This is a genomic window from Serratia sp. PL7 (assembly GCF_945957435.1).
Genome location: NZ_CAMFLB010000011.1, coordinates 97,608 through 110,696, shown reverse-complemented (window position 1 = coordinate 110,696; position 13,089 = coordinate 97,608). Strand labels below are relative to the sequence as shown.

Here is a 13,089-nt window from a genome sequence, read left to right as displayed (position 1 = left end):
TCGACGCCCGAAGAACACCGCAACGAAAACAAGGGTATTTACAAGCGACGCGGAACCCAATAAGATGCATTTAAAATGCATCATTACAATTATCGTCAAGATCCTAACCTAAGGAGCGCTTCCATGCTGGATAGCCAAACCATCGCCACCGTGAAATCCACCATTCCCCTGCTGGCTGCGACCGGGCCGAAGCTGACCGCCCACTTTTACGATCGCATGTTCGCGCATAACCCGGAATTGAAAGATATTTTCAACATGAGCAACCAGCGCAACGGCGATCAGCGTCAAGCGCTGTTCGACGCCATCTGCGCCTACGCCGCCAACATCGAGAACCTGCGGCGCTGCTGCCGGCGGTGGAGCGCATCGCGCAGAAGCACACCAGCTTCAATATCCAGCCGGAGCAGTACCAAATCGTCGGCGGTCACCTGCTGGCGACGCTGGACGAAATGTTCAGCCCGGGCCAGGAAGTCCTGGACGCCTGGGGCAAGGCCTACGGCGTGCTGGCCAACGTATTTATCCAGCGTGAAGAGCAGATTTATCAGCAGAGCGAAACCGACAACGGCGGCTGGCGCGATCTGCGCGCATTCCGCATCCTGAAGAAACAGCCGCAGAGCGACGTGATCTGCAGCTTCGTGCTGGCGCCGGTGGACGGCGGCCGGGTGGCGGACTTCAAACCGGGGCAATACCTGGCGGTCTACATCAAGCACGACAGCCTGGAGCATCAGGAAATTCGCCAGTACTCGCTGACCACCTCGCCAAACGGCGAGTTCTACCGCATCGCGGTGAAGCGCGAAGATCAGGGGAAAGTGTCCAACTACCTGCACCAGCAGGCGCAGGAAGGCGACGTGATCGACATCGCCCCGCCGCACGGCGACTTCTTCCTCGACGTGGCGCCGACCACGCCGGTGGCGCTGATCTCCGCCGGCGTCGGCCAAACCCCGATGCTCGGCATGCTCAACACCCTGCACGACAGCCAACATCAGGCGCAGGTCCACTGGCTGCACGCGGCGGAAAACGGCAGCGTACACGCCTTTGCCGATGAGGTAGCGGATATTGCCGGCCGTATGCCAAATCTGAGCCGCCATGTGTGGTACCGCGAGCCGGGTGCCGATGACGTGGAAGGCCGCGACTACCACAGCCGCGGATTGATGGATTTGAGCGCGCTGCAAGGCAGCCTGGCCGATCCGCAGATGCACTATTACTTCTGCGGCCCGGTGGCCTTCATGCAGTTCGTGGGCAAACAGCTGCTGGAGATGGGCGTAGAGGCCGAACGCATCCACTACGAATGCTTCGGCCCGCATAAAGTGCTGTAATGCTTGCGGAGCGCGGCCGTCAGACCGCGCTCCCTCTTCATTTCGCCTGCAGTTGGCGCGCGTCCTGGACCTGCTGCACCGTCACCGGCGCCGCCTGGTTGCCCCAGCTTCCCCGCAGATAGCTCATCAGATCCGCCGCCTGCCGATCGTTCAACGCCCAGCCGTAAGCCGGCATGTCGAACGCCATCGCCTGCTGCGTGATCGGCGTATGCGCCCCCTCCAGCACCACCCGCAGCGCGGTCAGCGGATTGTCCGCCGTTACCGTGGCATTGCCTGCCAGCGCCGGAATGGCGAAGTCGGTACCCTCCCCCTTATTGCCGTGGCAGGTCGAGCAGTACATTGCATAGGTCGCCTTGCCACCCGGGTTATCCGCCTGCGTGGCTGGCGCAGCGGCTTTGGCGGCGGTTTCCGGCGCCAGGCTGCGCAGGTACACCGCGATGGCGTTCAGATCGCCGTCGCTGAGATACTGCGTACTGTGGGTTACCACCTCGCTCATCGGCCCGGCGACCGCCGCATGGCGGCTGCGCCCGGTTTTCAGCAGCGCCGTCACCTCTTCCGGCGGCAGGCCGCGCAGATTGGAGGCGTACCAGCCGTCCAGCTCGGCGCCGCTCAGGAATACCGGCGCCTTACCGTCCAGGCCCTTCTCCTGCATCGCCCAGCCGCGCGGCGTGTGGCAGCTGCCGCAATGGCCCGCGCCCTGCACCAGATAGGCGCCGCGGTTCCACTCGGCGCTTTGATGCGGATCTGCCTGATACGGCTGGTCGTCGTGGAACAGCGAGTTCCACACCGCCAGCGGCCAGCGCATCGACAGCGGCCAGCTGATATCGCTGTCGCGGTTGGCGACGTTCTGCGCCGGCACCTCTTTCATCAGATAGTCATACAGCGCGCGCATGTCTTCCGCGCTCATTTTGGCGTACGAGGTGTACGGCATCGCCGGATAAAGCCGGTGACCGTCTTTGGCGATCCCCTGCCGCATGGCGCGATCGAACTCTTCGAATGAGTAAGCGCCGATGCCGTGCAGCTTGTCCGGCGTGATGTTGGTGGCGTAGATAGCCCCGAGCGGCGTCGGGAACTTCATGCCGCCCGCCAATTCTGCGCCGCCCGGCGCGGTATGGCAGGCGGTGCAATCACCGGCTTTGGCGACGTATTCCCCGGCCGACATCGCCTGGGCAGAACCGCCGGCGGCCAGCAGGCTCAACAGGTACAGCGAGCGCAGACTCATGCTCCCTCCTTGGCGGCAACCTTGCCGTAGGCCAGTTCATTCACCGCACGCCACGCCTGATCGATCGCCGAGTTGGCGTACGGGCTCCAGTCGGCATCGGAGTTGGCGATAACGATCTTGCCGATCGGCTGCCGCGCCGTTTCGATGATTTTCTTGGCTTCATCTTCGTCGTCAAACAACCCGTTGAGGAAGTAGGAGTAACCGTGTGACCAGCGGTTGACGGTGATCGCCTGAATGTCGCGCTGATGGTCGAAACCGGCGTCGCCCAACATGCCCTGCAATTGTTCGCGGATCATCTGTTCGTGCACCTCGAACGGCGTGCCCAGCAGCAGCGCGCGCCCTTTGCGCGACTGCTCGCGCGGGCTGAGGCCGCTGCCCGGCAGCGTCGGCACGTACACCATATGCAGGCCGATTGGCCGATCCGGATCGCGCGGGTGCTGGTACCCGCCCATGCTCACCGGGTAGTCCAGCTTCACGCGGCTGTACGGCGCGGCCGGCGAATAAATTTCGTGCACGCCCAGCTTAATGAACGGCTGCCAGTTGCGGATCACCACCTTGCTGTACACCAGCGGCGCCTTGACGTTCTGCTTCAGCGCCTCCTGCTGCTCGTGCGACATCTCCGGCACCAGATACGGGATCATCATGTTGTAGCCGGCCATCACTACCTGCCCGGCGCGCACCTTGGTCATCTTCTCGCCGGTCATATAGGTGACTTCCACCTTGTCGCCGACGTTGGCCGCGTGCAGCCCGGTGCTGTTTAAACGCAGCTTCACCGGCGACTCCGGCCGATCGAGCTGGCTGTAGTCGAATTTGGCCAGCACCACGTCGTTCATATCTTTGCCGGCCGGCGCCACCGCCGGGATCAGCTTGCGCACCATCAGGCGCGCCAGCGTGGCGTTGCCGTCCGGGAAGTGGAACACGTAAGGATCGTCGAGATCCGCCTGCGACTCTTCGTCCAGCGGCGGCAGATTCATGCCGCCGAGGCCCGGCAGATCGCAGATGCGTGCATCGCTGCACGAGGTGCCGTCGATGCCCACCGCCTGGAAGTCGTTGGTGGTCTGCTGGAAATACCGGATCGCCAGCTCGCTCAGGCCCACTTTTTCACGCAGGAACTGGGTGTAGCTGTGGGTATCGAGCCACTCGACCTTCTGCTCCAGCGTCATCTCCGGCAGATAATCTTTCTCCACCGTATGCAGCGCGATCAGCGCCTGGCGATCGCTTTCCGGCAGTGGGAAATCGCCGATGAACGCTTCATAAGAGCGGCCGTTGAGGCGATCGCGCGGAATGTCGTCCGCCACCGTGCGGCCCGGATCGCCGCTCACCACCTTGTCGACGCCGAAGTTCTTGCGATCGAAGTAAACCCCACGGCTCAGGTTCAGATCCGGGTAGAAGGTGGTGTCAAACGCCTGCTCCAGTTGGTCGATATCGACGCCGAGCTTGCGCAGCAGCCCCATCGCCACCGGGCTGAAGTTGGAGCGCGGCGACTGCAGCGATTCACTGCCGCCGTAGCCGAGCAGCATGCCGTCGTCGGTGTTGAATTCGTTGCGCTTGGCGTGGCCGCCGAAGTCGTCATGGTTGTCGATCAAAAGAATGCGCTGCTGCTCGCCTTTCAGCTGCTGCCAGAAACAGGCGGCCGCCAACCCGCTGATGCCGGCACCGACCACCACCAGATCGAACTCTTCAACGGCGGGTACGCTGCCGAAATCAAAGGTTTTGCCGTCGCGCCCCAGTTGATGCGCATGCTCGAACGAGCCCGGATGGTTACCCCGCAGCCCGGTCAGCGCCGGCGGGTAGTACAGGGTTTGATTGGCGGTTTGCGGCGACGCGCGCAAGATTTGCAGCGGCGTCAACCCGGCGGCGATGGTGATCGCCACCCCGTTGAGAAAATCGCGTCTGGTGATACCCATATAGGCTTCCTTTCAATTTTTATTATCATCAGCCGGCCGGAGCCGGCTCGAAGGCCGCGCTATTGTGCGGATAATTACTGTAAAATCAATGTTTGAACATTACATGACGAATGGCCGTGTAATCCTCCAGCCCGTACATCGACATATCCTTGCCGTAACCGGACAGTTTTTGGCCGCCGTGCGGCATTTCGCTCACCAGCATGAAGTGGGTGTTCACCCAAGTGCAGCCATATTGCAGCCGGGCGCTTAAGCGATGCGCGCGGCCCACGTCGCGGGTCCACACGGACGACGCCAGCCCGTAGTTGGATTCATTCGCCCAGGCCAGCACCTGCTCTTCATCGTCAAACGGCGTCACCGTCACCACCGGGCCGAACACTTCGCGCTGCACGATCTCATCTTCCTGGCGCGCGCCGGCCAACAGCGTCGGCTGGAAATAGTAACCCGGCCCTTTCACCTTCTCGCCGCCGGTCACCACCTGCACGTGCGGCAACGCTTTGGCGCGCTCGACAAAACCGGCCACCCGCTCCAGATGCTGGGCGGTAATCAACGGCCCCAGTTCGGTGCTCTCGTCGTCCGGCGCACCAATCTTCAGGCTGGCCACCGCCTCGCCCAGCCGCTTCACCAGCTCGGGATAAATGCTTTTCTGCGCGTAGATGCGGCAGGCGGCGGTGCAATCCTGCCCGGCGTTGTAGAAACCGAAGCCGCGAATGCCGTCCACCACCTGCTGCAGATCGGCATCGTCGAATACCAGCACCGGCGCCTTGCCGCCCAGCTCCATATGGGTGCGCTTAATGCCGGCGGCGGTGTGGGCGATGATGTGCTCGCCGGTGGCGATCGAGCCGGTCAGCGACACCATGCGCACCTTGTCATGCCCGGTCAGTCGATCGCCGACGCCGGCGCCGCGGCCGAACAGCACGTTGAGCACGCCCGGCGGGAACAGCCCGGCGGCCAGTTCGGCTAGTTTGAAAGTGGTCAGCGGCGTCTGCTCCGAAGGCTTAATCACCACGCAGTTGCCCGCCGCCAGCGCCGGCGCCAGTTTCCAGGCCGCCATCATCAGCGGGTAGTTCCACGGGGCGATCGAAGCCACCACGCCGAGCGGATCGCGGCGGATCATCGAGGTATGCCCGGCCAGATACTCGCCGGCGGCCATGCCGGTCAGGCAGCGGCTGGCCCCGGCGAAGAAGCGAAACACGTCGGCCACCGCCGGCAGTTCGTCGTTCAACACGCAGTGATAAGGCTTGCCGCAGTTGAGCGACTCCAGCCTGGCGAAGGTCTCGGCATGCTCGTCGATCAGATCTGCCAGCTTGAGCAGATGCTCGGCGCGCTCCTTCGGCGTGGTTTGCCCCCAGGCGGCGAACGCGGCATCCGCCGCCAGCACCGCGCGATCGACCTGCTCCGGGCTGGCCTCCGCCACCTGCGCGATCACTTCGCCGGTCGCCGGGTTATACACCGGCTGGGTCGCGCCCTGGCCATTCACCAGTTGGCCGTCAATCAACAGTTGGCTTTGCATAGGGTTATCCTTTTATCAGAGGTCGGGTAAGGAAATTATTTGCCGCTGCCGGCGACGCTTTCTCCACCTTTGGTTAGGTAGTAAGCGCCGAGGATCGGCAGCATGGTCAACAGCATCACCGACAGCGCCACCACGTTGGTGATCGGCACGTCGCGCGGGCGGCCAAGCTGGTTCAGCAGCCACAGCGGCAGCGTGCGCTCGTGGCCAGCGGTAAAGGTGGTCACGATGATTTCGTCGAACGACAGCGCAAACGCCAGCATGCCGCCGGCCAGCAGCGCCGAGCCGAGGTTCGGCAAGATCACGTAACGGAAGGTTTGCCAGCCGTCGGCGCCGAGATCCATCGACGCTTCGATCAAGCTGTACGAGGTGCGGCGGAACCGGGCGATGACGTTGTTGAACACGATCACCACGCAGAACGTCGCATGGCCGACGACGATGGTCAGGATGCCCGGCTCGATGTTCAGCGCCTTGAACGCCGCCAGCAGCGCTAGGCCGGTGACGATCCCCGGCAGCGCGATCGGCAGCAGCAGCAGCAGCGAAATGCTGTCCTTGCCGAAGAAATCGCGCCGATACAGCGCCGCCGCCGCCAGGGTGCCGAGCACCAGCGCGATGGCGGTCGCCAGGCAGGCGATCTGCGCCGACAGCAGTACCGCATCGAGGATGTCCTGCCGCCCGGCGGCGACGTTAAACCAGTGCAGCGTGAAGCCCTTCGGCGGGAAGCTGAAGGCCGCATCCTCGGTGTTGAAGGCATAGATGGCGATGATCGCCAACGGGAAATGCAGGAAGACAAGTCCGCCCCAGGCGGCCAGCTTCAGCCCTAAGGGCGCGCGTTCAGAGTGCATCGAAAGCCCCCAGACGTTTGACGATGGAAAGGTAGATGGCGATCAGGACGATCGGCACCAGCGTAAAGGCCGCGGCCATCGGCATATTGCCGATCGCGCCCTGCTGGGCGTACACCATGCTGCCGATGAAATAGCCCGGCGGCCCCACCAGCTGCGGCACGATAAAGTCGCCCAGCGTCAGCGAGAAGGTGAAGATCGATCCGGCGGCGATACCCGGCACCGCCAGCGGCAAAATAACGTGGCGGAAAGTCTGCGCCGGTCGCGCGCCCAGATCCGCTGAGGCATGCAGCAGCGAGGGCGGCAGGCGCTCCAGCGCCGCCTGGATCGGCAGGATCATGAACGGCAGCCAGATATAGACGAATACCAGAAAACGCCCCAGCCCCGAGGTCGACAGCGTGTTGCCGCCGACGCCGGGCACCGTCAGCAGCGAAGCCAACAGCGGCTCCAGCCCCAGGTGCTGCAGGAACCACTGCGCCACGCCGTCTTTCGCCAGCAGCAGGGTCCAGGCATAGGCTTTAACGATATAGCTGGCCCACATCGGCATCATCACGGCGATATAAAAGAACGCCTTGACGCGGCCGCTGGTGTAGCGCGCCATATAATAGGCGATGGGGAACGCCAGCACCGCGCTGGCCAGCGACACCAGCACCGCCATGGTCAGCGTGCGCAGGATGATGTCGTAGTTGGCCGGGTTGAACAGCGCCGCCAGGTTGGCGAAGGTCAGGTCCGGCGTCACCGCCATGGTGAAATCGTCGAAGGTGTAAAACCCCTGCCACAGCAGCGTCAGCAGCGAACCGAGGTACACCGCGCCGAACCACAGCAGCGGCGGCACCAGCAGCAAAAGCAGATACAGCGTCGGCCGGCGATAAAGCCAGGTCGACAGCGCGCGCACGGTACCGCCGCGCGCCGAGGGGGAATCGATGCTCATGTCCATCTCACCTCTCCTCCAGCAGCGGCACCATCGCCGCGCGCGGCCAGCAGGCGACGATCGGCTGGCCGATCTGCCGCTGTTGCCCTTCGGCGATCCACTGCGGATTGGCCTGGCTGACCAGCAGCTTTTCGCCGCCGTTCAGCGCGATTTCATAGCGTGTGGCCGCGCCCTGGTAATGGATTTCCTGCAGCGTGCCCTGCACCTGAATCTCGTCCTGCGCCGCGCCGCCTTGCTCCAGCAGGCGGATATGTTCCGGCCGGATCGAGAAGGTTCGACTTTCGCCGAGCAGGCGCTGCGCCAGCTCGCTACGTACCACGTTGGAGGTGCCGACGAACTCGGCGACGAACGGCGTCTTCGGCCGCATGTAAAGCTCGCGCGGCGTATCCACCTGTTCGATGCGGCCGTTATTGAACACCGCCACCCGATCGGACATCGACAGCGCTTCGCTTTGATCGTGGGTGACGAAGATAAAGGTGATGCCCAGCTGGCGCTGCAGCTTCTTCAGCTCGCCCTGCATCTGCTCGCGCAGCTTGAGATCCAGCGCGCCGAGCGGCTCGTCCAGCAGCAGCACCCGCGGCCGATTGACCAGCGCGCGCGCCAACGCCACGCGCTGACGCTGGCCGCCCGACAGGTGCGCCGGCTTGCGTTCGGCGACGAAACCGAGCGCCACGCTCTCCAGCGCCTCTTGCGCCCGCGCCAGCCGCTCGCGTTTGGCGACGCCCTTCACCATCAGGCCGTAGGCGACGTTTTCCAGCACCGACATGTGCGGGAACAGCGCGTAATCCTGAAACACGGTGTTCACGTCGCGCTGGTACGGCGGCAGGTTGGCGGCTTCCTGGCCGTGGATGCGAATCGAGCCGGAAGTGAGCTGTTCAAAGCCGGCGATCAGGCGCAGGCAGGTAGTTTTGCCCGAGCCGGACGGCCCGAGCATGGAGAAGAATTCCCCGTCCTGAATATCGATGGATACCCGATCCACGGCGCGAACATCGCCGAAAGTCCGCGAAACATCGATGAATTGCACGGCAATGGTCATTTTCTGTGCTCCATACGGATGTGATTCGGGCGCAGCGGGCTGCGCCCCGCGGCTTAGCGGCCGCCCATGATGGCGATGTAGTCCTGGGTCCAGCGGCTGTACGGCACGAACTTGCCGCCCTGCGCCTGCGGCGTTTTCCAGAAGGCGATTTTGTCGAACTGGTTGAAGCCGTTGGTTTCGCAGCCCTTCTCACCCAGCAGCGCGCTGGCCTTGCAGCCCGCCGGCGAAGCCGGCACCGACCCGAACCAGGCCGCCACGTCGCCCTGCACCTTCGGCTCCAGCGACCAGTTCATCCACTGGTAGGCGCAGCTCGGGTGTTTGGCGTCGCTGTGCAACATGGTGGTATCCGCCCAGCCGGTCACGCCCTCTTTCGGGAACACGGTGGCGATCGGCTGCCCCTCGCCCTTCAGGGCGTTGGCCTGATACGGCCAGGCGCTGGAAGCCACCACGCCTTCGTTTTTAAAGTCGCTCATCTGCACCGAGGTATCGTGCCAGTAGCGGTGGATCAGCGCGTGCTGGCTGCGCAGCAGCTTCAGCGCCGCCTGATACTGCTCTTCGTTGAGCTGATAAGGATCGCTGATGCCGAGCTGCGGCTGGGTGGCCTTCAGGAACAGCGCCGCGTCGGCGATGTAGATCGGGCCGTCGTAAGCCTGCACCCGCCCCTGGTTGCTCTTGCCGTCCGGCAGGTTCTGCTGCTGGAAGATCACCGCCCAGCTGTCCGGCGGCGTCGGGAAGGTTTTGGTGTTGTACATCAGCAGGTTTGGCCCCCACTGGTACGGCGTGCCGTAGGTTTTGCCGTCCACGGTGTACCAGGCGCCGTTCAGCAGGCGCGGATCGATGTTCTTCCAGTTCGGGATCAGCGCGGTGTTGATCGGCTGCACCCGCTTGCCGAAGATCAGGCGCAGCGAGGCGTCGCCGGAGGCGGTCACCAGATCGTAGCCGCCTTTGGCCATCAGGCTGACCATTTCATCGGAGGTAGCGGCGGTCTTCACGTTCACCGCGCAGCCGGTTTGCTTCTCAAACTGGGTGACCCAGTCGTAGTTTTTGTCGGACTGGCCGCGTTCGATGTAGCCGGGCCAGGCGATGATATCCAGCCGGCCTTCGCCTTTGCCCAGTGACTGCGGCAGATCGGCCGCCTGGGCCAGGCCGCACAGCACGGTGAGACAGAGCGCGGAGACGGTGGTGGTGACTGCGGTAGTTTTTCTCATCGTAATTACCCCTGTGTTGCGTATCTGTGTGCGGCAGGGAACGGCTGCCGCCCGATTTTGCTTTATAGAACCGCTAGAAGCTGGCTTTGAACTTCGCCATTACGTGTCTGACAACGCTGTAATCCTGCAGCGAATCGCTGGACAGATCCTTGCCGTAGCCGGAGCGTTTCAGGCCGCCGTGCGGCATCTCGCTCGCCAAGGTGAAATGGGTGTTGATCCAGGTGCTGCCGTACTGCAGATGGGCGGCGATGTGCAGCGCCCGATCGATATTTTGCGTCCACACCGACGAAGCCAGCCCGTATTCCGAGTCGTTGGCCCACTCGACTGCCTGCGCCAGATGCTCGAAGCGCGTGACGCTGACCACCGGGCCAAACACCTCGCGCTGCACGATTTCGTCGCTTTGCAGGCAGCCCGCCAGCAGGGTCGGCTGGTAGTAGAACCCCGGCCCGGAGTGGGCCGCGGCGCCGGTGATCAATTCGATATGCGGTTGGCTGAGCGCCCGCTCGACGAAGCTGGCGACGCGATCGCGCTGGCGGCTACTTATCAACGGGCCGATCTCGTTGTCCTGATCGCGCTTGCGGGCGAAGCGCAGGCTGGCGACCGCCTCGCCCAGCGCGTCCACCAGTTTGGGATAGATGCCCGCCTGCGCGTAGATGCGGCAGGCGGCGGTGCAGTCCTGGCCGGCGTTGTAATAGCCGTAGGTGCGAATGCCGTTGACCACCTCGTCGAGATCGGCGTCGTCGCAGACGATCACCGGCGCCTTGCCCCCCAGTTCCAGGTGGGTGCGCTTGACGCTTTTGGCCGCCGCCTGAAGAATTTTTTGCCCGGTGACGATATCGCCGGTGACCGACACCAGCCGCACCTGCGGGTGCCCCACCAGCTGGCTGCCGACCCCTTCACCGCCGCCGTAGACGATATTCAGCACGCCCGGCGGCAGGATCTCCTGCAGCGCCGGCACCAGCGCCAGAATGGTCAGCGGCGTATGTTCGGACGGTTTAAACACCACGGTATTGCCCGCCGCCAGCGCCGGCGCGATTTTCCACGCCGCCATCATCAACGGATAGTTCCAGGGGGCGATCGAGGCCACCACGCCGATCGGATCGCGGCGGATCATCGAGGTGTGGCCGGGCACATACTCGCCGGCCAGCTGCCCTTGCTGCGTGCGCACCGCGCCGGCGAAGAAGCGAAACACGTCGACCGCCGCCGGCAGATCGTCATTGAGCGCCTGATGCAGCGGTTTGCCGCAGTTGAGGGCTTCCAGCTGCGCCAGCTGCGGCGCCTGCCGCTCGATGGCGTCGGCGATGCGCAGCAACAGCGTGGCGCGCTGGGCCGGCGTGGTGCGCGACCAGTGGCTGAACGCCTGCTGCGCGGCTTTCACCGCACTGCCGACCTGCGCCGAAGAGGCTTCGGTCAGGGCGATCAGCGTCTCGCCGTTGGCCGGATTGACGATGCATTCCTGCTGGCCTTCGCCGTCGATAAGCTGACCGTTAATGAACTGCTGACAGGACAAACCTGAGAGAACCTGCACATCCGCCATCGCCTGACGCCCCTAAGTGACAAAAACGTTAACCAAATGTGAATAAGTTAGTTTTAATCAGCCTAAGCGAGCCTCTGGCGGGCAACAAATTCTAAATACTGAACGACGCGTTCGATTAAATCGAATGCTTAAGCCCGGCGGCGTGTTTGCTGCCGTTCTCGCGCGCGATGGTGAGGAACGGCGTCACCAGCTCCGGCCGCGCGCTGCCGCGCCGCCATGCCAACCCGATATCCAGCGGCTCCAGCAGATCGTCCAGCTTCCGCGCCTCGATCATGTTGCCCTCCAGCGACCAGGCGCGGTACGCCATGTCCGGCTGGATGGAGACCCCCATCCCCGCCGCCACCAGACTGCGCACCGCCTCGGTCGAGGCGGTCTTCATGGCGATCTCCGGCTTCAGCCCGGCGCGCGCCCAGATGCGCCGCGCGTGCACGTCCATTTCATCGGCGTTGAGCTGGATCAGCGGCTGTTTGGCCACGTCCGCCAGGCTGATGCTCTCGTGCTCCAGCAGCGGGTGCAGCGGCGGCAGCCACAGGCGGTACGGCGAGTGCATCAGCACCTCGGTCTGCAGCGCGTCGCGGTCCTCGATGTTCGACAAGATCAGTACGCCGATGTCGATCTCGCCGCTGACCAGCAGATGCTCGATGTACGGGCGTTCGTCTTCTACCACCTGCACGGTGACGTTGGGATAGGCCGATTTAAAGCGCGTGAGCAGTTCCACCAGGAAGTAGCCGGCCACCAGGCTGGTGACGCCGATGGTCAGCTTGCCGGTCAGGCTTTCGGTGCCGATCTGCAGGCTGCGCTTGGCGTTGTCCACCGTCGCCAGGATCAGATACGACTGGCGCAAAAACTGGTGCCCCTGATGGGTCAGCGTCATGCCCTTGGCGTGGCGATCGAACAGCCGCACGCCGATCTCGGTTTCCAGCTGCTGGATAGCGAGCGTCAGCGAAGACTGGGAGACAAACACCGCCTGGGCGCCGGCGGAGATCGACCCGGTTTCCGCCACGGCGATGAAGTGGCGGATTTGGCGTAACGTCATCATGGGGGGGATTCCTCAAGCAAAAACATTGCGTTGAGTGTAGACGCCGGCCACGAAGCGATCGGGAAAAGTATCAAAAACGCGATAGCGTTCGCTTTTTTAGAATGCTGACAGGCAAAAAGGGGGAAACGGCGAGGCGAAGAAGCATGATGCGCGGAGGACAGAAATGACAAGGGCGCAGCACGCTGCGCCCTTGATGGCAGAGGATCAGATCGCTTCTTCGTCCTGCTCGCCGGTACGGATGCGCACCACGCGCGCCACGTCGAAGACGAAGATCTTGCCGTCGCCGATCTTGCCGGTCTGCGCGGTCTGCATGATGGTTTCCACGCAGGTGTCAACGATGTCGTCGGCAACCACGATCTCGATCTTCACCTTAGGCAAAAAGTCGACCATGTACTCGGCACCGCGGTATAGCTCGGTGTGGCCCTTCTGGCGGCCGAAACCTTTCACTTCGGTGACCGTCATGCCGGTGATGCCCACTTCGGCCAGTGCTTCGCGGACGTCATCCAGTTTGAACGGCTTGATAATCGCGTCGATCTTTTTCATCTTC

At 63.4% G+C, this 13,089-nt stretch carries 10 protein-coding genes and 1 pseudogene; 1 reads left to right on the top strand and 10 read right to left on the bottom strand.

What is annotated here, in order from left to right; all coding sequences use genetic code 11:
• Positions 1-123 precede the first annotated feature (123 nt).
• A pseudogene (hmpA, locus tag N6G83_RS32530) lies at positions 124-1,313 on the top strand (NO-inducible flavohemoprotein).
• A 37-nt stretch (positions 1,314-1,350) separates the two neighbouring features.
• On the opposite strand, the gene N6G83_RS32525 reads toward hmpA, so the two are convergent.
• From N6G83_RS32525 to glnB, 10 genes are all read right to left on the bottom strand, one after another.
• Positions 1,351-2,535: a cytochrome c gene (locus N6G83_RS32525; protein ID WP_260516130.1), complete on the bottom strand. Its 1,185-nt coding sequence runs from the start codon at positions 2,533-2,535 to the stop codon at positions 1,351-1,353.
• A complete protein-coding gene (locus N6G83_RS32520; RefSeq protein ID WP_148123688.1) occupies positions 2,532-4,442 on the bottom strand; it encodes an FAD/NAD(P)-binding protein in 1,911 nt (636 codons plus the stop codon). Before N6G83_RS32520 ends, N6G83_RS32525 begins: the two co-directional genes overlap by 4 nt.
• A gap of 85 nt (positions 4,443-4,527) precedes the next feature.
• Positions 4,528-5,952, bottom strand: coding sequence for an aminobutyraldehyde dehydrogenase (patD, locus tag N6G83_RS32515; protein ID WP_049200734.1), 1,425 nt, complete (start codon positions 5,950-5,952; stop codon positions 4,528-4,530).
• 35 nt (positions 5,953-5,987) lie between these two features.
• A complete protein-coding gene (locus N6G83_RS32510) occupies positions 5,988-6,794 on the bottom strand; it encodes an ABC transporter permease (RefSeq protein WP_004941378.1) in 807 nt (268 codons plus the stop codon).
• Positions 6,784-7,728, bottom strand: coding sequence for an ABC transporter permease (locus N6G83_RS32505; RefSeq protein WP_025303927.1), 945 nt, complete (start codon positions 7,726-7,728; stop codon positions 6,784-6,786). The genes N6G83_RS32510 and N6G83_RS32505 overlap by 11 nt, the downstream gene beginning before the upstream one ends.
• 1 nt (position 7,729) lies before the next feature.
• Positions 7,730-8,758: an ABC transporter ATP-binding protein gene (locus tag N6G83_RS32500; protein WP_015378790.1), complete on the bottom strand. Its 1,029-nt coding sequence runs from the start codon at positions 8,756-8,758 to the stop codon at positions 7,730-7,732.
• 53 nt (positions 8,759-8,811) lie between these two features.
• Positions 8,812-9,966 carry a putative ABC transporter substrate-binding protein YdcS gene (gene ydcS, locus N6G83_RS32495; RefSeq protein ID WP_025303928.1) on the bottom strand — a complete coding sequence of 385 codons (1,155 nt, stop codon included), beginning with the start codon at positions 9,964-9,966 and terminating at the stop codon, positions 8,812-8,814.
• Positions 9,967-10,039: 73 nt separating this feature from the next.
• Positions 10,040-11,503 carry a gamma-aminobutyraldehyde dehydrogenase gene (locus tag N6G83_RS32490; protein ID WP_043138131.1) on the bottom strand — a complete coding sequence of 488 codons (1,464 nt, stop codon included), beginning with the start codon at positions 11,501-11,503 and terminating at the stop codon, positions 10,040-10,042.
• Between the two features lie 115 nt (positions 11,504-11,618).
• A complete protein-coding gene (locus N6G83_RS32485) occupies positions 11,619-12,542 on the bottom strand; it encodes a LysR substrate-binding domain-containing protein (RefSeq protein ID WP_015378793.1) in 924 nt (307 codons plus the stop codon).
• A gap of 204 nt (positions 12,543-12,746) precedes the next feature.
• Positions 12,747-13,085, bottom strand: coding sequence for a nitrogen regulatory protein P-II (gene glnB / locus N6G83_RS32480; RefSeq protein WP_004847623.1), 339 nt, complete (start codon positions 13,083-13,085; stop codon positions 12,747-12,749).
• Positions 13,086-13,089: the final 4 nt, after the last annotated feature.